This is a genomic window from Blautia sp. OF03-15BH (genome assembly GCF_003463065.1).
Lineage (GTDB): Bacteria > Bacillota > Clostridia > Lachnospirales > Lachnospiraceae > Limivivens.
On sequence record NZ_QSCM01000006.1, the window covers coordinates 153,809 to 176,309 of the forward strand.

General features: G+C 44.3%; 22 protein-coding genes and 1 pseudogene. 16 read left to right on the top strand and 7 right to left on the bottom strand.

What is annotated here, in order from left to right:
* The first annotated feature begins 74 nt into the window (after positions 1-74).
* The 3 genes from DXA57_RS08735 to DXA57_RS08745 all read left to right on the top strand — a co-directional run bounded on the left by DXA57_RS08735 (position 75) and on the right by DXA57_RS08745 (position 1,593).
* Positions 75-899: a M23 family metallopeptidase gene (locus DXA57_RS08735; RefSeq protein ID WP_117766658.1), complete on the top strand. Its 825-nt coding sequence runs from the start codon at positions 75-77 to the stop codon at positions 897-899.
* A gap of 230 nt (positions 900-1,129) precedes the next feature.
* The gene (locus DXA57_RS08740; protein WP_117766802.1) at positions 1,130-1,375 is read left to right on the top strand and encodes a GIY-YIG nuclease family protein; all 246 of its coding nucleotides are present in this window, start codon (positions 1,130-1,132) and stop codon (positions 1,373-1,375) included.
* An 8-nt stretch (positions 1,376-1,383) separates the two neighbouring features.
* Complete coding sequence (locus DXA57_RS08745) at positions 1,384-1,593, top strand: hypothetical protein (protein WP_117766660.1); 210 nt, start codon at positions 1,384-1,386, stop codon at positions 1,591-1,593.
* Between the two features lie 56 nt (positions 1,594-1,649).
* Here the strand turns inward: DXA57_RS08745 and trhA are convergent, their stop codons facing one another.
* Entirely contained in the window at positions 1,650-2,336 is a 687-nt protein-coding gene (gene trhA, locus DXA57_RS08750) for a PAQR family membrane homeostasis protein TrhA (RefSeq protein ID WP_117766662.1), read from the bottom strand.
* A 335-nt stretch (positions 2,337-2,671) separates the two neighbouring features.
* Here trhA and DXA57_RS08755 point away from each other — a divergent pair, with 335 nt between their 5' ends.
* The 3 genes from DXA57_RS08755 to DXA57_RS08765 all read left to right on the top strand — a co-directional run bounded on the left by DXA57_RS08755 (position 2,672) and on the right by DXA57_RS08765 (position 7,383).
* Positions 2,672-4,012, top strand: coding sequence for a 5-bromo-4-chloroindolyl phosphate hydrolysis family protein (locus DXA57_RS08755; protein WP_117766664.1), 1,341 nt, complete (start codon positions 2,672-2,674; stop codon positions 4,010-4,012).
* Between the two features lie 12 nt (positions 4,013-4,024).
* Positions 4,025-5,179 (top strand): toxic anion resistance protein, encoded by a 1,155-nt coding sequence (locus DXA57_RS08760; protein WP_117766666.1) that lies wholly within the window; start codon positions 4,025-4,027, stop codon positions 5,177-5,179.
* 68 nt (positions 5,180-5,247) lie between these two features.
* Complete coding sequence (locus DXA57_RS08765) at positions 5,248-7,383, top strand: fibronectin type III domain-containing protein (RefSeq protein ID WP_117766668.1); 2,136 nt, start codon at positions 5,248-5,250, stop codon at positions 7,381-7,383.
* A gap of 108 nt (positions 7,384-7,491) precedes the next feature.
* Here the strand turns inward: DXA57_RS08765 and DXA57_RS08770 are convergent, their stop codons facing one another.
* Positions 7,492-8,325: an AraC family transcriptional regulator gene (locus DXA57_RS08770; RefSeq protein ID WP_117766670.1), complete on the bottom strand. Its 834-nt coding sequence runs from the start codon at positions 8,323-8,325 to the stop codon at positions 7,492-7,494.
* Between the two features lie 206 nt (positions 8,326-8,531).
* Between DXA57_RS08770 and DXA57_RS08775 the strand changes: the two genes are divergently transcribed.
* Positions 8,532-9,854, top strand: a complete 1,323-nt coding sequence (locus DXA57_RS08775) for an alpha-glucosidase/alpha-galactosidase (protein ID WP_117766672.1) — start codon at positions 8,532-8,534, stop codon at positions 9,852-9,854.
* 44 nt (positions 9,855-9,898) lie between these two features.
* On the opposite strand, the gene DXA57_RS08780 is transcribed toward DXA57_RS08775, so the two are convergent.
* Both DXA57_RS08780 and DXA57_RS08785 read right to left on the bottom strand, forming a co-directional pair.
* Complete coding sequence (locus DXA57_RS08780; protein ID WP_117766674.1) at positions 9,899-11,527, bottom strand: fibronectin type III domain-containing protein; 1,629 nt, start codon at positions 11,525-11,527, stop codon at positions 9,899-9,901.
* Between the two features lie 238 nt (positions 11,528-11,765).
* A complete protein-coding gene (locus DXA57_RS08785) occupies positions 11,766-12,191 on the bottom strand; it encodes a helix-turn-helix domain-containing protein (protein ID WP_117766676.1) in 426 nt (141 codons plus the stop codon).
* A gap of 125 nt (positions 12,192-12,316) precedes the next feature.
* Here DXA57_RS08785 and DXA57_RS08790 point away from each other — a divergent pair, with 125 nt between their 5' ends.
* The 3 genes from DXA57_RS08790 to DXA57_RS08800 all read left to right on the top strand — a co-directional run bounded on the left by DXA57_RS08790 (position 12,317) and on the right by DXA57_RS08800 (position 15,555).
* Positions 12,317-13,021 (top strand): serine/threonine protein kinase, encoded by a 705-nt coding sequence (locus tag DXA57_RS08790; RefSeq protein WP_117766678.1) that lies wholly within the window; start codon positions 12,317-12,319, stop codon positions 13,019-13,021.
* 13 nt (positions 13,022-13,034) lie between these two features.
* Positions 13,035-14,282, top strand: a complete 1,248-nt coding sequence (locus DXA57_RS08795; RefSeq protein ID WP_117766680.1) for a zinc ribbon domain-containing protein — start codon at positions 13,035-13,037, stop codon at positions 14,280-14,282.
* A gap of 115 nt (positions 14,283-14,397) precedes the next feature.
* On the top strand, positions 14,398-15,555 hold the full coding sequence (locus DXA57_RS08800) for an Ig-like domain-containing protein (protein ID WP_117766682.1): 1,158 nt from the start codon (positions 14,398-14,400) through the stop codon (positions 15,553-15,555).
* 102 nt (positions 15,556-15,657) lie between these two features.
* Here DXA57_RS08800 and DXA57_RS17805 read toward each other — a convergent pair.
* A pseudogene (locus DXA57_RS17805) lies at positions 15,658-15,738 on the bottom strand (NADH peroxidase); the annotation flags it as partial.
* Between the two features lie 132 nt (positions 15,739-15,870).
* On the opposite strand from DXA57_RS17805, the gene DXA57_RS08810 reads away from it, so the two are divergent.
* The gene (locus DXA57_RS08810; RefSeq protein WP_117766684.1) at positions 15,871-16,989 is read left to right on the top strand and encodes a tyrosine-type recombinase/integrase; all 1,119 of its coding nucleotides are present in this window, start codon (positions 15,871-15,873) and stop codon (positions 16,987-16,989) included.
* Here DXA57_RS08810 and DXA57_RS08815 read toward each other — a convergent pair.
* A complete protein-coding gene (locus DXA57_RS08815; protein ID WP_117766686.1) occupies positions 16,963-17,850 on the bottom strand; it encodes a LysR family transcriptional regulator in 888 nt (295 codons plus the stop codon). The two genes, DXA57_RS08810 and DXA57_RS08815, sit on opposite strands and share 27 nt — an antisense overlap.
* A gap of 234 nt (positions 17,851-18,084) precedes the next feature.
* Here DXA57_RS08815 and DXA57_RS08820 point away from each other — a divergent pair, with 234 nt between their 5' ends.
* Both DXA57_RS08820 and DXA57_RS08825 read left to right on the top strand, forming a co-directional pair.
* Positions 18,085-18,855, top strand: coding sequence for a nuclear transport factor 2 family protein (locus DXA57_RS08820; protein ID WP_117766804.1), 771 nt, complete (start codon positions 18,085-18,087; stop codon positions 18,853-18,855).
* A gap of 33 nt (positions 18,856-18,888) precedes the next feature.
* Entirely contained in the window at positions 18,889-19,806 is a 918-nt protein-coding gene (locus tag DXA57_RS08825; protein ID WP_243005752.1) for a nuclear transport factor 2 family protein, read from the top strand.
* 70 nt (positions 19,807-19,876) lie between these two features.
* Here the strand turns inward: DXA57_RS08825 and DXA57_RS08830 are convergent, their stop codons facing one another.
* Entirely contained in the window at positions 19,877-20,113 is a 237-nt protein-coding gene (locus DXA57_RS08830) for a DUF6061 family protein (RefSeq protein ID WP_117766688.1), read from the bottom strand.
* A 316-nt stretch (positions 20,114-20,429) separates the two neighbouring features.
* On the opposite strand from DXA57_RS08830, the gene DXA57_RS08835 reads away from it, so the two are divergent.
* The 3 genes from DXA57_RS08835 (at position 20,430) to DXA57_RS08845 (ending at position 22,438) form a co-directional block, all read left to right on the top strand.
* Positions 20,430-21,032, top strand: coding sequence for a Type 1 glutamine amidotransferase-like domain-containing protein (locus tag DXA57_RS08835; RefSeq protein WP_117766690.1), 603 nt, complete (start codon positions 20,430-20,432; stop codon positions 21,030-21,032).
* Positions 21,033-21,086: 54 nt separating this feature from the next.
* Entirely contained in the window at positions 21,087-21,605 is a 519-nt protein-coding gene (locus tag DXA57_RS08840; RefSeq protein WP_024729655.1) for a ClbS/DfsB family four-helix bundle protein, read from the top strand.
* A 224-nt stretch (positions 21,606-21,829) separates the two neighbouring features.
* Positions 21,830-22,438, top strand: coding sequence for a recombinase family protein (locus DXA57_RS08845; protein WP_117766692.1), 609 nt, complete (start codon positions 21,830-21,832; stop codon positions 22,436-22,438).
* The last annotated feature ends 63 nt before the right edge of the window (positions 22,439-22,501 follow it).

The following is a 22,501-nucleotide window of genomic DNA, read 5'->3' on the forward strand; positions in this document are numbered from 1 at the left end:
GTTTTTCTGTATATTTGTCTGTGATTCGGTCAATCCTATCATTGAACAAGATCGAATAAGATGAGGTGAAGAATATGCAGAATATGAGAACAAGACTTTTTATGAAGAAACACGGTCCCGCTCTGGTTTTCAGCCTTTGTCTGGTGGGAGCGGCCGCATTTACCACGGTTTACACCCTGGATCAGGCGGAAAACACAAAAGAACAGGAAGAGCAGACGACGGAACTGGAGAAAGAGGCCAGGATCCAGGATGCCAATGCGGCGAAAAAAGCCCGTCCTGTGGAAGAAACAGCTGTGGAGGAGCAGGATGCCAGAGTGAGTGGTTCGGATCTCATTGGGGAAGTCGTGGAGAATCCGGAAGATCTGGTAAAGCAGGTAGCGGAAACAGATGAGGAGGAAGAGACCGGTGAAACGGCCAGTGTGGCTTCTTCCGGTGTGGAGGCAGCTGCCGGAAACATCGGAACGGTTCAGGCATCCGTGCAGTTTTCAGAGGATTCGTCTCTGGACTGGCCGGTGGCAGGAAATGTCCTGCTGGATTACAGCATGGACGGCTCTGTTTTCTTCCCGACGCTGAAGGTCTATAAGTACAATCCGGCGCTGATCATCGGCGCAGATATCGGAAGTCCCGTGGCAGCAGCTGCAAAGGGCATCGTGGATTCCGTGAAAGTGGATGAAGAGACCGGTACGACGGTGGCAATGAACATCGGAAACGGCTATGAACTGACCTATGGCCAGCTGAAAGAGATCTCTGTAAAAGAAGGAGATGTCGTGGAAGACGGCGGTCTCATCGGCTATGTGAGCGAACCTACGAAATATTACTGCGAAGAAGGCAGCAATCTCTACTTCAAACTGACGAAAGACGGCGCACCGGTGGATCCGTTTCTGTTTCTGGGAGAATGACACAGAAGAAACGGACTTGCACCGGGAGGCGTTTTCCGCGTATACTGTTATCAGAAAAAGAACTGCCTTACAATCCGCAGCCGCAGCATATCACAGGCAGTGCCCGGGCATCCGGCCCGCGAGGAAAAATACCAGACAGAGCGGCTGCTTCATAGATAGATGTGATGCCCGGGAAAATATGGGCATCCTTACATAGAGCAGGGAGAATGAATGGAGATACCATGGACAAAATGAACTATACCTACATCGTCCGCTGCAGTGACGGTACACTCTACACCGGATGGACCACGGATGTTGAGCGACGTGTCAGAACGCACAACAGCGGCAAGGGTTCCAAATACACCCGCTCCCGCCTTCCTGTCACCCTGGTCTACTATGAGACCTACCCCACCAGACAGGAGGCCATGCGCCGGGAATGGGAGATCAAACAGCTGACAAGAGAAGAAAAAAAGAGACTGATTGCAGATTTTGTCTGAGACCGTTTTTGAAAAACATCCGCACCAGAAAGATCATCATCAAGTGGAAAAAAGACAGCAAGGTCTCCGGTTATCAGCTTCAGTACGCTAAAAATAAGAATTTTTACTACAGTAGAACTGCAAATATCAGTAAAAAAGCGACCTCTGCCACCCTTCGCTACGCAGGCAAATACTACGGTGCCTGGTCAAAGGTCAAATCCTGTAAGGTGGTAAGATAACAACAGCAAACGAGCCGCAGCACTTGTCAAAAACAGATGCTGCGGCTCATTTTTCATTATGCGGCTACAAAAGAATACATTACGATATAATGACAGAGGCTTCCGGCCATGACGAAGAGATGGAAGATCTCGTGAGAACCGAAGTTCTGGTGGCGGGAATTGAAGATCGGAAGCTTCAGGGCGTAGATGATGCCGCCCACGGTGTAGATGATGCCACCGGCCAGAAGCCAGCCAAAGGCTGAAGGGCTTAAAGAACTGAGGATCTCCGGCAAGCCCATGAGGCAGACCCAGCCCATGCCGATATAGACGATCGAAGAAAACCATTTCGGACAGGTGATCCAGCAGGCCTTGATCAGGATGCCTACGGCAGCGATAGACCAGACAATGATACACATCAGCGGTCCGACACCGTCACGGAGCGTTACCATACAAAGCGGTGTGTAGGAACCGGCAATAAGAAGAAAAATCATGATGTGATCCAGCTTCTGCAAAATCCGGTTGACACGGACAGAAATATCAAAAGAATGATAAACGGTACTGGCTGTATAAAGCAGGATCATACTGCTGATGAAGACGGTCATGGAAACGATACAGGCTGGATCTCCTGTCCGATGTGCTTTGACCAGCAAAGGAACAGCTCCGAAAACCGAGGCGACAGCGCCGATAAAATGAGTGATGGCACTTCCGGGGTCTTTCAGAAAAGGTTTTTGTGTTTCAATTGCGTGTGTATAAACAGCATCCATAATTGATTCCTCGCTTTCTATTTATGGGGCGGGACGATCTCCGGGAGTTGTCTGAAAATCGTCTCCGGATCAATAACTCTCCAAAATCCTAAACACAGTTTTTGATAATCTTACACGTAGTAATTAAAACTATGTTATCTCATACGAGTATCATATACCAGTCTTCCGGAAAATGCAACCCCTTTTCATAAAAAAATCCCACAAAGAAAAAGTGCCGTGTTATAATGTAGCCATAACCGTTCAGGCCATAAAATGCGACAGCAGCGACAGCGCAGGAAATGTGTGGTCGTAGTTTTTGTTCTGAACGTCTTGAATAGAAAAAGGAAGATTAAGCGATGGCAGATAAAAATTGGTCACAGATCGGTGATGAGATCGAGGATATGGTGCGGAATGCACTGGAAACCAAAGACTTTGGGCAATTGAGCCAGAATATTTCCAGAACCGTGGGGGAAGCCATGGAAAATGTGGGAAAGAGTGTTCAGAATGCCGTAAATAAAGCAGACGCGAAAACGCGGGAGGCGGCGGAAAAATATTCCGGCAGGCCGGGGACGTCAACGGATCATACGGTTTACAGCGGGACAGTGGAAGGAAAAGGCAGCTCTTCCGGAAGACAGACCTCTTACGAATACAGCCGCTCCACCATGCGGTCTACCCGTTTTCAGCCCGGCTATGAGCAGGCACGGGAAAAAAACAGAAAGAATTTTCTCCGGGAGCGATTTAAAAATCCGGGTGGAATGACGGGAACCGGTGTGGCACTGAGCATCTGTGGCTATACATTCCTGGGAATCCTGGTGATCACACTTGGGATCACGATCCCGCTTCTCCTTCCGGACCATGTGCAGGCGGCAATGATCACAACCGGCGTTCTGGCTCCTTTTGTAGCGGGAAGTGCCTTTATGGCCTATAAAGGAAGCTCCCTTTTGGGACAGAGCCGCCGTTTCCGAAGATATGTGGAAGAATTGCGGGACAGAGAGTTCTGTCAGATCCGGGAGCTTGCCGATGCTCTTGGAAAATCCGAGGATTTTGTAAAAAAAGATGTAGGGAAAATGATCCGGAAACGGCTTTTCCTTCATGGACATCTCGACAAAGCCCAGACCTGTCTTATGGTGACAGACTCCGCCTATGAACAATATCAGACAGCGGAAAAGCAGTTGGAAGAGCGTCAGAAGGAAGAAAAACGAAAAGCCGAGGAAGCGGAAAAATTCGGCAGACGAAAAGACCTTCCGGAGGAAGCGAAAAAGACGATCGCTGCCGGAAGAGCCTACCTGGAAGAGATCAGAACCTGTAATGACCGTATTCCAGGCGTGGAAATCTCTGAGAAAATTTCCCGGCTGGAGCTGGTGATCTCCAAGATCTTCAATCGCGTGGAACAGCATCCGGAGCTTGTGGATGATCTGGGAAGATTTATGGATTATTATCTTCCTACGACGGTGAAACTGTTAAAGGCTTATGAGGAACTGGACGGACAGCCTTCCCAGGGAGAAAATATCGTCAATTCCAAGAAGGAGATCGAGGATACGCTGGATACGATCGATCAGGCCTTTGAAAAACTGCTGGACAGCTTTTTTGAGGAAGCGGCATGGGATATCTCATCGGATATTTCCGTCCTTCACAACATGTTTGCCCAGGAAGGTCTGACAGAGAGCGATTTTGACAAAGTAAAAGTGAAACGATAAAGGAGAAGAAAGATGAGCATGGATTTAAAAGATTTGGAAGCAACACCGACTTTGAGCCTGGATCCTTTCGGAGAGATGGAAAAAGAGGCGGAAGTACCGGCGGCACCTGCACCGGAAGCGGTAAAACCGGCCTTTGACGAGAGCATCTTAAATGATGACGAGCGGAAAATGGTGGAGAATTTTGTGAAACAGATCGATCTGACCAACAACAATATGATCCTCCAGTACGGAGCCGGGGCCCAGAAAAAAATGGCTGATTTTTCCGAAGCAGCCCTGGAAAACGTCAAGACAAAGGATCTCGGTGAGGTAGGCGATATGCTCTCCAGTGTGGTGACGGAGCTCAAGAGCTTTGATGCGGCGGAAGAGCAGGAGAAGGGCTTCTTCGGTTTCTTCAAAAAGAATGCCAACAAGCTGGACACCATGAAGAACAAATATGACAAGGCAGAGGAAAATGTCACAAAGATCGTGAAAGCGCTCCAGAATCATCAGGTTGTTCTGATGAAAGACATTGCGATGCTGGATAAGATGTATGAGCTGAACAAAACGTATTTTAAAGAGCTCTCCATGTACATTCTTGCCGGTAAAAAGAAACTTCAGGAGGTTCGTGAGAAGGACTTGAAGGAACTGCAGGAGAAGGCAGAACGAAGCGGTCTTCCGGAAGATGCGCAGGAGGCAAAGGATCTGGACAGCTTCTGCAACCGCTTTGAGAAAAAGCTGCACGATCTGGAGCTTACCCGTATGATTTCTCTTCAGACAGCACCGCAGATCCGTCTGGTTCAGGGAAATGATACACAGATGGTGGAAAAGATCCAGTCTACGGTGGTAAACACCATTCCTTTGTGGAAAAGTCAGATGGTTTTGGCTCTTGGTGTGGAACATTCCCGTCAGGCGGCAGAGTCTCAGAGAGAAGTCACGGATATGACGAATGAGCTCCTGAAGAAAAATGCACAGACCCTTAAAATGGCCACCATTGAAACAGCCAAAGAGTCGGAGCGCGGCATTGTGGATATCGAAACACTGAAACAGACCAATGAATCCCTGATCTCTACCCTGGATGAAGTCCTGAAGATCCAGGCCGAAGGTCACGAAAAACGCCAGGCTGCCGAGGCAGAGATGCAGCGCCTGGAAGGTGAACTGAAAAACAAGCTTCTGGAGATCAGAAGATAACGATTTTAAGCTGCTCCGGAAAAACTCCGGAGCAGTTTTCATGAAAAAGAAATCAAGGAGGACAAACGATGAACAAGAGAACACACACACCGGTGCTGGCCGGCCTTTTATTTCTGTTTCTTTCGGCAGCTCTGCTGATCTGCCCGGGAAATGTGAAAGCAGCAGGAAAGACATCAGTAAAGAACACGACGATCCGGCTTTCCAAAACCGTTTTTACCTACAACGGGAAAGTACAGAAACCGGCGGTAACGGTCACTTATCGGGGAAAAAAGCTGAAAGTCAGGAAAGACTATACACTGACCTATTCCAAAGGCCGGAAAAATCCCGGTTTCTATACGGTAACGGTGAAAGGAACGGGCAGCTATACCGGAACGGTGAAGAAAACCTTCCGCATCAATCCTGTTGGTGCCAGGCTGGCGACCATGACAAGCCCGGCCGGCGGAACCACACTGAAGCTGACCTGGAAGCGTCCTTCCAGGGCCATCTCCGGTTACCAGATCCGCTATTCCACTCGGAAGGATTTTAAGAGTGCAAAGGTGCAGACCCTAAGCGGAGCCACGAAATTGACCACGACCTTAAGGCGCCTCAAACCGGGAACACGCTATTATCTGGAAATCCGGACCTTTTACCGGTATACGAAGACAAAATCCATCTACTCCGCCTGGTCCAGACTGACAGCCAAAACCACAGCAAAGAAAGCAGGCTTCCCGAGCAATGGCAATACCAGCAACGGCAATACAAACAACAATGGAAATGCTGATCCCCTGGGTTTTCTGAATGAAACCTATGCTTCTCTCAGGAAAAAAACGGGAGAAACCTTTGAAATTTATGTTACCAACGAAATTCAGAGCGTCAATTTTTCAAAGTCAGATGTTGTGATGCAGGTCAATAAAGGGTCGAAGTATTTCTTCTATTTTACAGCGATAAATCCTGGAAAAACGTCCATTACCTTTACCGATATTTATGGACAGAAAATTTCTTCTTCTGTGACGGTTACAGAGGAGACTTACCAGGATGGGAAAACAACCGAAATGGATTCGGCAAAATACAATGCCAATCTTCCGGTACCGAAAATTCAGAGTGTTGATTATAGTGAGTACTATATAGGTGTGAATTGTCCGGGAACCTTTTCTGCTTCTGATCCCTATAGCGGCTATGAAGGCTGGCTCAGCGAGACACGGAATTTTGACCGGTATCTGGAATATGATTCCACAGATAGCGACTGGAACGGCCAGGGCTATGGAAAACTGTCCTTCTTTTCCAATTATGACCGGAGCGGAACCACCTATTATCTGAAAGTTCGTTCCTTCAAGCTGAATGGGACGACGAAAATCTATGGTCCCTGGAGCAGCATTAAAACGGTGTCTGTGGGAAATTATCGCGTGGCAAGCAGTGCGAAGGCAAAGTATTCTTATAAGTTCTATTTCCTGGATACGGCTGGTATCGGGCTTTATGGAGGTGTGTCAAAGGCAGTGTATATTCAGACGGATAATCCGGATCCGAATTCCATCCAGCTGCTCTCGAATGGAAAAACCGTGTTGATCAATCTTTCCAACTTGGGCGGTGGGCAGTATTACGATGATATCGAGTATCTCAATGCGGATGATTATGATCATTCGCTTCACAAAGTAAAGGGCGGTTATGTAGGAGAAGTGGAATTTGAAAAAGCAGGAAATTATGATGTGGAAGTCCGCGAGATCCATAAGGAGGGCTATGTAACAGCCAAAACACTGCACTGGACCGTGAAGGACTATAACACGGACTTATATGCCTGGATGGATCAGATCATTGCCGCCAACACGAATTCCTCGATGACATCTTTTGAAAAAATGGATGCGGTCTGCGAGTATCTTACATCCGAAGATCGCTTCAGCTATCACACGATGAGCAATGGCGAAACGGTGACGCTGGCATCGATACCAAATGGCCCTTGTTTCTTAAGTCACCGTTGGAATTCTTATGTTTCTCCCTACATGCTCTGTGTGTTTGCAGAAAGGATCGGGGGCTTTGATAAGATTCATAACTGTTATGGAGATTATGCGGTTGGATCATCCGAATGGAGTTATACGCACTATTACGCAAAACTGACAATCGGAAGCGAAGATCGTCTGTATGCGGTCTGCCCGTCATCTTTTACCGGAGAGATCGGGGAAGTAAAGAAGATTGATTTTTCCAATACCAAGGCGTTGCGCCCGGCCAAATAGAATAATAAAAAGCAGATTATGATGATTTTTATATTGCAGGGAAAATGATGGGATTCTCTCGAATCGCCGGCAGTCCTGAGAATGATTGCAGAAAAAATCGGCGGCTTTTCAGCCGGTATAGTCTTTATTCTGCTCATGATGTACGGTCTTCCGGAAATCTCTGGGGGACATATGAAACTGCTGGCGAAAACAGCCGGAAAAAGAAGAGGCATCGTGGAAGCCGCAGGAGAGGGCGATCTCTGTGATGGAGTAGCTGGTGGTACAGAGCATTTCCACGGCCATGCGGAGCCGGTGGTTCAGAAGGTACTGCTTGGGTGAAAGCTTCTCTTTTTCCATAAAGATCCGGTAGAGATAGGTCCGGTCAATGCCGGTGTAGCGGGCTGCATCGGAGATGCGGACGGGATAGGCATAGTTGTTTTCCAGATATTCTTTTGCTTTCTGAAGGTAGATCTGGGTGGGTTCCTGAGAAGTCTCAGGAACCTTTTTTTTCATAAAGGAAAAGAGCGGCAGAAGATTTCCAGCGGCAGAAAGCTGATCTTCAGGGCTCTGCAGAAACGTTTCGCAGAGTTTTTTCATCTGGTCCGTGAGAAGCGTGACAGATTCCGGTGCTTCATTCCGGAAGACGAAGGTATCGGAAAAAACCGTCCGGCTTAAGATTTCAGAAACCGCTTTTCCATCAAAACCCACCCAGGCGTAGCTCCAGGGTTCCGCCTCATCTGCCTGATAATACGTCACTTCCCCTGGTAGAATGAGAAAAGCGTCTCCGGCGGAAAGAGAATAGGTCTGCCCCTTGTACTGATAAATACCACGTCCGTTTAAAATGACGTGAAGCAGATAGTGAGGCCGCACAGCGGGACCGTAAGCGTGTCTTGGTGAGCAGTTTTCACTGCCACAGAAATAAACATTGAGATAGGACTGGTGCCGGGTTTGCTTTTCTTTCATATTCTTCTCCTTTTCGTATTGTAAAATAGTCACATCCCTTAAGCAATCGATCAGAATGGCTTTGTAATGGAAACATAGGGAAGGCTTGTACGAACGTCAGAATACAACATTTTAACAAGTTTTCTGCACAAACAGGATAGTTGTTTTCTGAAGAAGATTATACAATGGATTCATCAGAAATAACAGAGAAAAAAGGAGGAGCCGCAATGAAAATCACTTTTATGGGAGCTGGAAGCACGGTTTTTGCAAGAAATGTACTGGGAGACTGTATGTGCACTCCGGCCCTGCAAAACTGCGAGATCGCACTGTATGACATTGATGAGAAACGCCTGGAGGATTCCAGGATCATTCTTTCTGCCATCAATCAGAACGTAAACGAGGGAAGATCCGTCATCAAGACTTATCTTGGGGTGGAAAACAGAAAAGATGCTTTACGGGATGCAACATTTGTTGTAAATGCGATCCAGGTGGGTGGTTATGAGCCCTGTACCGTGACAGATTTTGAGATTCCGAAGAAATACGGTCTGAAGCAGACCATCGCAGATACGCTGGGAATTGGCGGGATCATGAGAGGACTTCGGACGATCCCGGTACTGGAAGGATTTGCAAGAGATATGGAAGAAGTCTGCCCGAATGCCCTTTTCCTGAATTATTCCAATCCGATGGCAATTCTGACCGGCTATATGCAGCGGTATACGAAGATCCGGACCGTAGGCCTCTGCCACAGTGTTCAAGTATGTTCGGAGAATCTTCTGAAGGATCTTGGAATGGAAGATAAGCTGGAAGGAAGAACAGAGCTGATTGCAGGAATCAACCATATGGCCTGGCTTCTGGACATTCATGACAAGAATGGCGTGGATCTTTATCCGGAGATCAGAAAACGGGCGGAGGAGAAGAATACTTCCGGCGAAAAGCATCATGACATGGTGCGCTATGAGTATATTCGCCATCTGGGCTATTACTGCACGGAGTCCAGTGAGCACAATGCAGAGTACAATCCCTGGTTCATCAAATCCCGTTATCCGGAGATGATCGAGGAATTCAATATTCCGCTGGATGAGTACCCGAGACGCTGTATCAAACAGATCGAAGGCTGGGAAAAAGAGAGAGAGGATATTCTCAAAGACGGCAAGATCACACATGAGCGCAGCAAAGAATACGCTTCCTATATTATGGAAGCTGTTGTGACCAATCAGCCATACAAGATCGGCGGAAATGTGCGGAACGACGGTTATATCGAGAATCTGCCTTCTGATGCCTGTGTAGAGGTTCCCTGCTATATTGATGGAACCGGTGTCCATCCCACAAAGGTAGGCAAGCTTCCGGCTCATCTGGCAGCCATGAATGCTTCAAACGTTGGCGTTCAGCTTATGACCATCGAAGCCGCAGTTACCAAAGACCGCAAAAAGATTTACCAGGCAGCCATGCTGGATCCCCACACTGCCGCAGAGCTTAATATTCGTGACATTATTGCCATGTGCGACGAACTGATTGAAGCTCACGGAGATTATATGAAAGAATACAAATAATAAGCAAAAAAACACCCCGCAAAATTCTGCGGGGTGTCGTTGCATCAGCGGATAACCGTTTTCTTCGCTGCGCTCCATGTGGAGTAGTAAGTTTTTTTGCTTACCGTTTTATATGCACGCATACGAACCGTATAGGTCTTTCCTTTTTTCAGGTTCTTGATTACAGATTTGACAGCAGCTTTGTTTTTTACCCGGATGGTTTTGGAAGAACTGCCGATGGTATATCGGATCTCATAGCTGGTTACTTTCGGATTCTTTTTCCATTTCAGAGTGATGGCTCTGGAACGGCTGGTGCAGCTGGTGATGGCAGGAGCAGTCAGCCGGATGGTCTTCAGAGTCGTTCCGGTTCCTACGCTGCTTCCTTTATAGGCTTTTACCATGTAGGTGTACTGGGTTCCGTTGACGAGGCTCTTTTTATCCACATAGGAAACGGTGCTGCCTTTTTTGATCGTAGCGATCTTCTGCCAGGTCTTGCTGGTGCCGGTCTTGCGGTAGATGTAGTAACCGCCTGCCCGGTTTACCTTGTTCCAGGTGACTTTGATCCCACCGGCGGTGTTGGATACACTTTTCAGTTTGGTTTTGGCAAGGGTGACTTTGTTCGGAGTCGCCGGAGACACTGGGGAGGAAGATGTTTTAATAGCAGCAGATCTTAAGGCATCATTTCCATAGGAAGCGATGTTGATCCTTTCCCATTCTGCCGTTGTTCCCTTGTAAATGACGGATCTCAGTCCGGAACAATTCTCAAATGCACAGGTATCAATTCCTCTTATAGTATTTGGGAGGGTAATTGTTTCCAGATAGTAACATTCTTCAAATGCACTCTGCGGAATGGTGATCATGCTGGAAGGGATTTCAATGGTTTTGATGGCTGTTCCTTTAAAACAGTTCGTGCCCATGATGCGAAGATTGTTCGGAAGTTTTACATCCTGCAGGAAAGAACAGTCGCGGAAAGCACAGTCGCCAAGCTGAATAAGATTGACTGGGAAATTTACGGTTGTCAGACTGTGGCATCCATCAAATGCAAAATTTCCAATACGGGTAAGTGTACTTGGGAAACTTACATTTGTTAAACTTACAAGGTCATTAAAGACAAATTCATCTATGGATGTGATTCCTTCCTCTATGATAATGCTTTTGATGCTGCTTTCATAGTCTCTCCAGGGCAGGTTATCTGTTGGAATGCTGCCGGAACCGGATATCCTGAGTTCCTGCGTGGCACCGTCATAAGACCATTTCAAACCGGCTCCGAAAGTGCCGGAGATCGAATTTACATGGAAATAACAGGTTCCGCCTTCATTATTGGAGGTATAATATTTTACAGTATAGGTACCAAAATCACGAGGAGTATGTCTGTCGAAAATCGTCCAGTTTAAGGTCGGAGCAGTCATGTCTGAAAGATATCCGGAATTGTGAGATATTCTGGTTCCTCTTGGTCCATAAACATCACAATAGTATTGGGATAAGAAATCTTTTGTGTTATTGCTGAGAAAACGTTTCACTGTCAGAGGGATCTGAATCTCTTCATTTGCATCGAAAACGCTGTCCGGAAATGACGGATCAATGGAGATCAGTCCCTGGTAATAATAGGTTCTTGCACTTACTGACAACGATGCTCCGCATACAGCCAAAAGAAGCAGACAGGTTGTCAGGATCATTTTTAATGTCTTTTTCATATGGTTCCCCTTTCATTATAAAGTAATGTTTGCCGGTAAACAAAAGCATTTTTGCAAAGCCCCGATAAAAACACCTCTCTTTCTGTTTTTTGCTATAAAGATAACGGTTCAGATCCCATCTCGATTCTGTTTCGCTTCCTTTTGATGGGATTCTCACCATCGTTCACGCAGGCAAGGATGCTTCACACGTTCAACAGAAAATCTGCCTGGTTCTGAATCATTACCAATCAGTGTGTTTTCAGAATAAAATTTCCTCATCTTCATCGAAAAGTTTGTCATTGATCTCAAACAGAGGCAGTCCGTGCAGCAGGCCGTAGTAAATGATGGCATCCCGCTTCAGCTTCGGATAGAGCTGAGCCATGCCGCAGAGCTTCAGCAGCTCCTGGGTTTCTTCGACACTGGCATCCAGACCGAAGCAGAGACACAGCAGACGGTTTCTGGAGGGGTTCCGCCGGCCGGCGAAGATCTGATGCAGATAGATCTCGCTCATGCCTGCCTGTTTTGCAAGAGAAGCCTTTGAAATATTTTTCCGCTCAAAGAGCCGGTTTAACAATTCCGCTACATTTGGATTTACAAACTGTTTCTGATTCTGTGAAAGAAACTGGTTCAAGTCCGGTGCATTCATCAATTCCTGCTGTAAATTGTCTGTATTCTTCTTTTCCATATTCGCACCTTTACAATAATTGTTGGTTAAGTTACAATAGTCTAAATAGTATACTCAAATTTTAGTATACAAAAAAAGCTTCTGAAAAACAATATGCACGCCGCATAGTGATGAGGATAAAAAGTATGGATCTTTACGATAGCCTTCTGGCAGCGATCGGTAATGAATTTGATATTATGACACAGATCAAAAAAAGTGCACGAGGCGAAGTTTTGCTTGTGCGCCATAAGGAAAACGGCACCCGTTATATATTCAGACATTTTGAAGGAAGCAGTGAAGTCTATAAGAAGCTTCTTGGAATTTCCGCACGGAATCTGCCGCATATCATGGAAGTTGGGGAAAAAAACGGCAGGACAGTCCTGTTGGAGGAATACATACAGGGAGATACGCTCAGTGAGGTTCTGAAGGGAGGGCTTCTGAGTACTGCAGAGGCGAAAAAGATCGCCAGACAGCTGTGTTCCGCATTGTGGATCCTTCATTCCATGGGGATCGTACATCGGGATGTGAAACCGGATAATGTCATCCTGCGAGGGAAAGAAGTGGTATTGATCGACTTTGATGCATCCAGGATCTATAAAAATGCCGTTCAGGAGGACACCCGGGTCCTTGGAACCACCGGTTTTGCAGCACCGGAGCAGTACGGCCTCTCCCAGTCGGACGGACGCGCAGATATTTATGCGCTTGGTGTCCTGATCAATGTTATGCTGACGGGAGAACATCCGTCCAGAAAGCTCGCCGGCGGCAGAATGGGCAGGATCGTGCAGCGTTGTACGATGGTAAATCCGGAAAAAAGATACAAAAATATCCTTCATCTGATGGAGGCATTATAACAGGAGGAAACAAATGAGTAAGAAGTGTGTGAAATGTGGACATCCGCTTCCTGAGGATGCGTCTTTTTGCCCCTGCTGTACGGCAGTTCAGGCAGAAAAACAGGAGATCCAGACACCGAGACGGTGGAAAAAGAAGGCTTTGGTAGCTGCCGTAGTTCTGCTGATCCTGGCAGGAGCAGGAGCTGTTTTTTCTATGTATCACAGACCGGTGGCTTATGAGGCGAATGCCCAGATCGTTTATCCGGATAAGGATCATTCCTACAAGCTTCTGGTGACTTATTCGGAGTCAGATGGCATGGCTGGTCAGGCCCAGGGAGATCGGACGGATCTGCTGGCGGATGGTCTGGACAGTGCCCTTCCCTGTCAGCTCTATGTTTTAAATGAAGAAACAGGGGAAGTGGCCTGGGAAGAATTTGCGGAAAAAGTGAAATCCTGCGAGGTAGAGACCGTGCCACAGGAAAACTCAAAGAAACTCGAATACATGGAACCGGCTCACGACGAGAACTTTCCGAATGCAGCCTATGTTTCGAATCTTCATTTTATGGCTGATACCGGAAGCAATGACATCTTCTGGAAGCTGACGATGGAAAACGGCGATACCATTTCTCTGAAAACCCGGCTTACGATCGAAAAGCAGGAGGTGGTTACTTACCGTCCGGAAGATACGCCCATGGAGACTACCGAGGAGCTGAATACCCTGCTGGCTTCCATTGAAAATGAGGTGTCTTCCGACACACCGGTTTATCTCTATCTTCCGGCAGTGACTTACGATGGAGAGATTACATTTGGTGACCATGTTTGGCAGATTTTCGGAAGTATGGATGGAGATGCAGCTACTACTTTTAACGGAACCGTCCATGTAAATGGAAAGAACGGAAATTATGGGATCGTGTCCGGCATCCGTTTTGAGGGGAACTCCGGAACCGGATTGAATGCGAACTGCTTTGTACTGCTTTCCGGATGCAGTTTCAGCGGCTGGGATATTGCAGCCATAGCCCAGGACGGGTCCTGGGTCAGTGCATCGGACTGCACTTTTACAGACAACGGGACGGCTCTGAAATTGAATACCAGCATTTCCTATGGCAGCTCGCCCGACTTTCTGAATAATACGTTTACCGGAAACGGAACTGCCGTCTGCATCGACCGCCTGCCGGGAAATGAGATCCTGAACTTTGCCGGAAGTATTTTCTCAGGAAACGGAACGGATATTGAGAATAAGACGAAGCATACGGTGGATACAGCGAATGCTGTTTTTGAGTAAAAAAAGAAAATCTATGCAGCCAGTTAATTGTTTTCCAGGTGGATTTGTTTACACTTGATATAGCAGTTCCGCTATAACAGGTTATTGTGCGGAACAAACAAAGGGGGAAAAAGAGATGCAAAAGAGATCATGGAAACAGATGCTGGTATTACTTCTTGCCGTATGCCTGTTTTCTACCGTGTCACCGGAACTGGTGTCCAGTGCAGCCAGCACACAGAAGGTGCAGATCAGTGCCCGTAAAATGACATTGATCAAAGGTCAGAAAAAGACCTTAAAACTCAAGGGAAACAGAAAAAAAGTCAAATGGTCATCCACAAAAAAAGCAGTTGCAGCCGTTTCTGCAAAAGGTGTTGTGACAGCCAGAAAAGCAGGTACCACGGTGATTAAAGCCAAAGTGGGAACGAAAACTTATTCCTGTAAGGTTATCGTAGAAGCACCGAAGCTGAATAAAACCTCGATCACACTGAAAGAGGGAAGCAGCTGTCAGCTGAAAATGCTCGGTACTAGACAGAAGGTAAAATGGAGCAGTTCCGCCAAGTCGGTTGTAACCGTAAGTGCCACCGGAAAAGTGAAGGCAAAACAGGTGAAGAAAGACAGAAGCGCCAGAATTACCGCTTCTGTCGGAGGAAAAAAATACAGCTGTAAGGTTCTCGTAAAAGATGTAAAAGCTGCGACACCGGAAACGGAGGCACCGAAACCGTCTCAGCCGGAGACCGAGGCGCCGAAGCCGTCCCAGCCGGAAACCGAAGCACCGAAGCCGTCCCAGCCGGAGCCGGAAGCACCGAAGCCGCAGGCAACAGGTTTTGCGAGACTGAAGGATTATATCCTTACTTTCGGAAAAGAAAACACAGCCGGTAATTACTTTATTAATATGAAAAATCTGTATAAAGGAACCAATTATACTTATGGAATCGTTTATAATCGGGTAGAAGATCAGCTTGAGTTTCTGTTTTTGACAGAATCCAGCAAGGACAAGAGCAGTATGACCATGTATGTCATGGAAAATCCTGTTTCTGCACCGACAAATTACCTTTTCCTTATGAAGAACCTGAGCGGTGGTTTTGAAGTAAAAGCAAATCTGAATCCGGCAACCTATGACGGAGAGAGCAAGATTGCTTTCCAGGTAGAAAAATCCGTTGGCGGAGCACCCTATCAGGCGATCAATGATCTGGCAAATGCAGCAGTACAGACAGGCTTCGCAGGCTGGTCCAAACTTCTGGATTATGCAGGAATCACATTTAAAGATCTTGGCTTTGTCGCATACACTGGCTGAGCAAATCTGCGGACTGTTGATATAAAAAACGAGGGGACAGATGTTTCTGTCTCCTCGTTTTTTTACAATGATTATGAAACCAGCAGTTTTCTTACTTTTGGATTAGCCGAAGTATCTCTTAAGCAGTCCAGCGAATGCTTTTCCGTGTCTAGCCTCATCTTTAGCCATTTCATAAGTCACTTCGCTTCGCTCGTGACTTCAAAACCTTTGTATTATAAAGGATTTCTTATCTTTTATAAGAAACACAGGTGTCTCCAAAAGTAAAAGAAAAATCCTAAAAAATGTGTCCCCAGAACACAGGAAAGGGCGACAAAAATGACAAAAACACAGGATTTAGGAATATCTCAATTACCAAACGGAAACTGGTGCTATCGTTTCACAAAAACAGTTGATGGGAAAAGAGTAAACCGCAAAGGCTCAAAAGATGAAGCGGGAAACCCTTTGAAAACAAAGCGGGCAGCAGCACAGGCAAAAGCGATTGCAGAAATGCGTTTTGAAGCAAGTCTGAATCAGAAGCCAGAACACCGCATGACTTTTGGAGAGGTTTACATGGAATATTGCGAACAGGGGCGCAGCGGAAAAGCATATTCCACGATAAAGAAACAAAACAGCTTATGGAAAAATCATCTTGAAGAAAAATTCGGTTCACGCTATGTTGACAGCATTTCTGTTGCAGAAGTAAATGATTATCTTTCTTTTCTGTATTACACTGAGGGACGCGCTTATAAGTATGTAGAGGGATTTTTAAAAATGTTCTATCTGATATTCGGACAGGCGTATTCCCGCAATTATTTAGATGTAGATGTATATAACAAATTATGCGTAAACAAAGATGTTCGGATTCGTATGCCGAAAATGAAGATTGATGAAGATACCGAAATTGTAGCATTCAGCAAAGAAGAAACAGAACGTCTTGACACTTATTTTCAAGGCACAAATGCAGAAACCGCTTATCTGTTGGGAAAGTGCTGCGGCTTGCGTATCAATGAGTGTTACGGCTTAAAATGGGAAAATGTTGATATTGAGAACGGCAGAATAACTATAGACCGACAAATGCAGTATCAAGACGGCTTGATTAAACTTGTACCGCTGAAAACGCGCAACGCGCGGCGTGTAATCTATATGAGCCAGAAGTTAAAAGACTATTTTTTAAAACTTACGGCAGAAACAAAGGCGCATGAGGTTGATTTAAAAGCGCAGCTGGCGCAAAATTGCACTTATATTTATGACGTTGACGGTAACAAAATTTCATCTTTGGAATTAGTAAACAGTTTGCCAAACGGAAAAATACAGACTGTAAATTCTATGAAATATCACAGCCGAACAATCAAAACAGCATTAAAAATAGATTTTAAATATCACTATTTACGCCACACATACGGCACGCGGCTTGCAGAGTTAAATCTTTTATCTGACATTTTCTATTATGAATGACATAAATTTATGTGCTGCATTACTCAGTCGTTCGTAGTCCTGATAAATGAAAGCAATACTCCACGTAATATCTTTATCATCGAATGGAATCATTACAAGATTTCCATAAACGCCTTTATCATACATCGGCTCAAGACTTAATGCGACTCCACGCCCCTTATTTACCAGACTGATCAGTTGATTTGCATCCGATGATTCAAAGGCGACCTTCGGTTCAAAATGATATTTTTTTGCATAATGCCACACCAGATTTTTGTAATACGATTTCTTGTCAAGCATTAGGAAATTCTCATTTTTCAGTTCTGAAAAATTCACCGATTGTTTTTTTGCCAGAGGATTATCTTTGTGCACAAAAAGATATAAGGGAAATGTTTTCACCAAAGTATATGGAATCTTTTCGCCATGCCGATTCTCCGGAATTGCAAGAAGTCCTAAGCGTGTCACATTTTCCTCAATATATTTATCACAGTCTGCGTCAGACAATTCTAACATTTCAAGTGTTATGTTTTTATATTTTTCCTGAAAATCAAACAACAGCTCTGGATCAATACATCGAAATATCAGTGGTGCACAACAGAATTGCAGCTTCACGGGCTGACGCTCGAAGTGTTCTGTAACTTCATCTAATACATGATGATACTGCGTTACCAGAGGACTAAACTTATTTAGAAGATACATTCCCTCTTTAGTAAGACTTATTCCTTTTACGGTTCTTTGGAATAGCTGACAGCCCAGTTCCTGTTCCATGCCTGCGATACATCTGCTCAATGCCTGCTGTGAAATATAAAGTGCTTCTGCCGCTTTGGACATAGATGTGTACTCACAGGTTTTTAAAAAATATTCGATATGCTTAAATTCCATCGCTATCACTTCCTTTCGTATATATCATACTACAATTTCAAGTTGTAGCCCATACAAATTTTCAGCCATTTTTCAAATGTGCCGACTGCGTTATAGTATAGTCACAGCAAGGGAAACGAACGATGTAAGCTCATCATTCACCCAGGCAAACATTAGATCAGAAAGGGAGGTAACAAAATGTCATTTCTGAAAAATCTTTTTAATCATACACACACATATAAGGAGAATATTAACATGACAAACAAAGACAAAGCATTGGCACTCATTAACACATTTGCAACTGGTGATACAGATGCAGCAAAAAATTTACTGGCTGAAGGATATATTCAGCACAATCTGGCTTACGGTACAGGCAGAGATGCTTTTTTAGGCTCTGTAGCTTATCTCGCATCCACACCGGTAAAAACAACTGTCAACAACATTCGTGCATTTGAAGATGGTGACAAAGTTTTCTTACAGACTGTTTATAATTTTGCAGGTGCTGGTGAGCAGGTAGCATTCGATATTTTCCGCTTTGACAGCAACGGAAAAATTGCTGAGCATTGGGATAATCTTGCTGCAAAGGCTGAGCCAAATCCATCTGGTCGTACCCAGATTGATGGTACTATGGAAAAAGAACTTGTAAATGCAGAAGAAACACGCAAAATTGTCTCTGCGTTTGTAGGTGATGTTCTCCGTGGCGAGCATCCGGAAAAGCTGACCAGCTATTTTGATGGAGATACTTATATTCAGCACAACACAGGAATTGCTGATGGGCTTTCCGGACTCGGAGCAGCGCTTGAAGCTCTTGGCAAACAGGGTATTCAGATGATTTATGATCAAACTTATCAGGTACTTGCAGACGGAAATTACGGTCTTGCAGTAAGTGAAGGCTCTTTTGGTGGTACTTATACAAGTTACTACGATCTTTTCCGAGTTGAAAACGGCAAAATCGTCGAGCATTGGGATGTAATGGAAACTATCGCTGATGAATCTACATGGCAGAATCAGAACGGCAAATTTTAAAATACATTATAATATTTAAGGAGGACTCACACTATGAAAAAAATTATCACACTTCTTTTAACCGCAACTTTAACAATGACTGCATTAGCAGGATGTTCAACATCCAGCAACAATGCTGACAACACTGCTTCTTCCACCAGTGCAACTACACAGGAGACCGAATCGACAAAAACTGAACAGACCCAGACTGAAAAAGCTCTGGCATTGATAGATACTTTTGCAACTGGAGATACCGATATTGCTAAAGAATTACTTGCAGAAGATTATATTCAGCACAACCTTGCCTATGGTACTGGAAGAGACGCATTCATCAGTTCTGTCGAATACTTGGCTTCGGCAGATGAAAAAACCACTGTTGAAAACATCCGGGCATTTGAAGACGGTGACAAAGTATTTCTTCAGACTGTTTACAATTTTGCAGGTGCTGGCGAGCAGGTAGCATTCGACATTTTCAGATTTGACAACGAAGGAAAAATTGCTGAGCACTGGGATAACCTTGCTGCAAAGGCAGAGCCGAATCCATCAGGACATACACAGATTGACGGAACTATGGAAGTAACCGATCTTGACAAAACTGAAGAAAATCGCAAACTCGTGGAAGATTTCCTTTATGATGTTATGCAAGGTAATAATTTAGATAAAACACCAGACTATTTTGATGGTGACACATATATTCAGCATAACACCGGCATTGCTGATGGCGTATCTGGTCTGAATGAAGCACTTGCAGCACTTGCTGAACAGAATATTCAGATGATTTATACTACTACTCATCAGGTGCTTGCTCAGGGAAACTTTGTACTGGCAGTAAGTGAAGGTACCTTTGGTGATAAACCAACTGCTTACTATGACCTTTGGAGAGTAGAAAACGGCAAGATTGCTGAGCATTGGGATGTAATGGAAACGATTGCCGATAAATCCACATGGCAGAACCCGAATGGAAAATTCTAATAAATTTTAATAAAAGTCCTCCTTCAAAAATAGTAAGGGGGACTTTTATCATATGTTTTTAACAGAAATATTAAAGTTCAAGTGAATCTTCTGCATCAACCCACATCTGTAAATTTCCATCAAGATATAATCTTGCATATTCCAGTGGTTCGTCAATAGCAAGTGCATTTAATGCACAGTCTGATCCAGGCGTGGTTTTTAAGTCCTTTTCAGCTTCCCAACAGTCAATGCGGAGCATATAGCCAACAGAGGTGTAAACATCAATACTGTTGCGCTTGGGATTGTATTCTGCAAATATCGTTCTCATCGTATCGCCTCTCCTTATCTTTCAATCAATCAATCATTCATTACAAAAATCAGAAGCATTTCAATCAGTTCACCATGTCACTTTTATTTTGTGTTATACTGTTTTATATAATTTTTTTGCCCTTGTATTTTCCCTTATCAGAGTTCGTAAACACTGGTGGGACGATATAACACAAGGGAAACAATAAGGGAAAGCTCACCTGCGACAAATCCAGTGTTTTCAATGGTTTGCGGAGAATTTAATAACAAAATATAACAGTTATTAAATTTCTTAAAACAGGTGAAATCTCAATCGGAATTTATTAAGGAGGATATGGATGAAACTGTTTTTATGTTCGCACTTTTCAAGTGTAGGAAGTTTGATAAAAGAAGAAATTGATAACAAGAAAGTCGCATTTATTCCCACAGCTTCGCTGCGTGAAGGCTATACCGGTTATGTCGGCTCGGCTCGAAAGCTATTCAATAAACTGGGAGCAGCCGTAACTGAAATTGATATTTCAACGGAGGCTTATTTAACGATACAGTCTGTTTTTGAAGATGCGGATGTGATATATTTTACTGGTGGAAATTCTTTCTTCCTTATGGACCAGCTTCGTAAAACGGGAACGGATGAGCTATTGAAGAAGGAATTGGAAAAGGGAAAACTGATGATCGGTGAATCAGCAGGTGCGATTATATGCGCTCCAACTATCCAATATATTGAACAAATGGATGAAAAGCCGGAGGACTACTCACAAGAAGATGATGCAGGGCTTGATTTGATTGATTTCTATGTTCTTCCGCATTATCTTACAGCACCATTTAAGAAAGTTACCGAGAAAATAATGACTGAATTTTCGGATTTGAATCTATCCCCAATTAACAACCGTCAGGGAATTGTAATTGATGGTGAAGGTTCAAAGGTTATTTGCAAAGACTAATTTGAAAGTTCCAGTTTTTGAAACTGGAAAATCGGAAGCTGAGGAGATAGACTATTGAGAACATATGAGAATAAAGACGAACTTAAAAACGAGATAAATAAAAGCTTTGCAAAGTATATTTCAGAATTTAATGATATTCCGGAGCATTTAAAAGATAAGAGAATTGATGAGATCGATCGAACTCCGGCAGAAAATCTTGCTTATCAGGTTGGCTGGACAACTCTTGTTATTAAATGGGAATCAGACGAAAGAAAGGGTATTCCTGTCAAAACTCCTTCGGATAATTTTAAGTGGAATCAGCTTGGCGAATTATATCAATGGTTCACAGATACATATGCTCAGCTGTCACTGCAAGAATTGAAAGACAGATTGAATGAGAATATCAACTCTATTTATGCAATGATTGATTCTCTGAGTGATGAAGAATTATTTAAACCACATATGAGAAAATGGGCTGACGAAGCAACTAAAACAGCTGTATGGGAAGTATACAAATTCATACATGTTAATACAGTTGCTCCGTTCGGAACCTTTAGAACCAAGATTAGAAAATGGAAAAAGATTGCACTATAACTTCCAGTTTGATGAGTAAAAAATAGCGTGGGGCGCGTACTCCACGCTATTTTTTTGTGTCTCTTGGTGTTCGTAAGAGTACACCTTTACAAACACGCAAAATAGCGTGTATTTTTATGTTCGAGAAAGTTGTTTTTGCATTCACAAGCATATTCGTAAAATATATTGATATTTACGAACGCTTTTGATATAATACGAACATAAGGAAATGGGAGGGCGCAAACATGAACAGCCGCACATACTATTATGCAAGAGTATCAAGTAAAGAGCAGAACCTTGACCGTCAGATAGCAGCTTTCAAGGCTCTTGGAGCAGATGAAAGAGATATTATCACAGATAAGGAAAGCGGAAAAGATTTAGACAGAAAAGGTTATCAAGCATTAAAAAATGCCATGCTGCGCCGCGGTGATACACTTGTTGTAAAATCTCTTGACAGATTGAGCAGAAACAAAAGCGACATTCACAACGAATTGCAGTATTTCAAAGACAACGGCATTCGTTTGAAAGTGATTGACTTGCCAACTACTATGATGGACTTACCAGAGGGGCAAGAGTGGGTTTTTGAGATGGTAAACAATATTCTGATTGAAGTATTAGGAACAATCGCAGAACAAGAACGCACAACAATTAAACAGCGTCAAGCAGAGGGGATTGCAGCAGCCAAACAGAATGGAAAACGTCTTGGACGTCCCGCACTCACATTTCCCGAAAACTGGAATGAAGTCTATTCCTCTTGGAAAGCGGGAGAGATTACTGCAAAGACCGCAATGGAACAGACAAATACCAAAAGAACAAGCTTTTATAAGCTTGTAAACATGATTGAAAACAATTAAATTTCGGGACACATTTTTTAAGGACACATTTTCTTACTTTTGGACTTTTCAAAAGGCAGTGGG

What these genes read in the sequence shown, in the direction of transcription:
- DXA57_RS08735 (WP_117766658.1), top strand. Translation starts at nt 75, where the DNA reads ATGCAGAATATGAGAACAAGACTTTTTATGAAGAAACACGGTCCCGCT.
- DXA57_RS08740 (WP_117766802.1), top strand. Translation starts at nt 1,130, where the DNA reads ATGAACTATACCTACATCGTCCGCTGCAGTGACGGTACACTCTACACC.
- trhA (WP_117766662.1), bottom strand. Translation starts at nt 2,336, where the DNA reads ATGGATGCTGTTTATACACACGCAATTGAAACACAAAAACCTTTTCTG.
- DXA57_RS08755 (WP_117766664.1), top strand. Translation starts at nt 2,672, where the DNA reads ATGGCAGATAAAAATTGGTCACAGATCGGTGATGAGATCGAGGATATG.
- DXA57_RS08760 (WP_117766666.1), top strand. Translation starts at nt 4,025, where the DNA reads ATGAGCATGGATTTAAAAGATTTGGAAGCAACACCGACTTTGAGCCTG.
- DXA57_RS08765 (WP_117766668.1), top strand. Translation starts at nt 5,248, where the DNA reads ATGAACAAGAGAACACACACACCGGTGCTGGCCGGCCTTTTATTTCTG.
- DXA57_RS08770 (WP_117766670.1), bottom strand. Translation starts at nt 8,325, where the DNA reads ATGAAAGAAAAGCAAACCCGGCACCAGTCCTATCTCAATGTTTATTTC.
- DXA57_RS08775 (WP_117766672.1), top strand. Translation starts at nt 8,532, where the DNA reads ATGAAAATCACTTTTATGGGAGCTGGAAGCACGGTTTTTGCAAGAAAT.
- DXA57_RS08780 (WP_117766674.1), bottom strand. Translation starts at nt 11,527, where the DNA reads ATGAAAAAGACATTAAAAATGATCCTGACAACCTGTCTGCTTCTTTTG.
- DXA57_RS08785 (WP_117766676.1), bottom strand. Translation starts at nt 12,191, where the DNA reads ATGGAAAAGAAGAATACAGACAATTTACAGCAGGAATTGATGAATGCA.
- DXA57_RS08790 (WP_117766678.1), top strand. Translation starts at nt 12,317, where the DNA reads ATGGATCTTTACGATAGCCTTCTGGCAGCGATCGGTAATGAATTTGAT.
- DXA57_RS08795 (WP_117766680.1), top strand. Translation starts at nt 13,035, where the DNA reads ATGAGTAAGAAGTGTGTGAAATGTGGACATCCGCTTCCTGAGGATGCG.
- DXA57_RS08800 (WP_117766682.1), top strand. Translation starts at nt 14,398, where the DNA reads ATGCAAAAGAGATCATGGAAACAGATGCTGGTATTACTTCTTGCCGTA.
- DXA57_RS08810 (WP_117766684.1), top strand. Translation starts at nt 15,871, where the DNA reads ATGACAAAAACACAGGATTTAGGAATATCTCAATTACCAAACGGAAAC.
- DXA57_RS08815 (WP_117766686.1), bottom strand. Translation starts at nt 17,850, where the DNA reads ATGGAATTTAAGCATATCGAATATTTTTTAAAAACCTGTGAGTACACA.
- DXA57_RS08820 (WP_117766804.1), top strand. Translation starts at nt 18,085, where the DNA reads ATGACAAACAAAGACAAAGCATTGGCACTCATTAACACATTTGCAACT.
- DXA57_RS08825 (WP_243005752.1), top strand. Translation starts at nt 18,889, where the DNA reads ATGAAAAAAATTATCACACTTCTTTTAACCGCAACTTTAACAATGACT.
- DXA57_RS08830 (WP_117766688.1), bottom strand. Translation starts at nt 20,113, where the DNA reads ATGAGAACGATATTTGCAGAATACAATCCCAAGCGCAACAGTATTGAT.
- DXA57_RS08835 (WP_117766690.1), top strand. Translation starts at nt 20,430, where the DNA reads ATGAAACTGTTTTTATGTTCGCACTTTTCAAGTGTAGGAAGTTTGATA.
- DXA57_RS08845 (WP_117766692.1), top strand. Translation starts at nt 21,830, where the DNA reads ATGAACAGCCGCACATACTATTATGCAAGAGTATCAAGTAAAGAGCAG.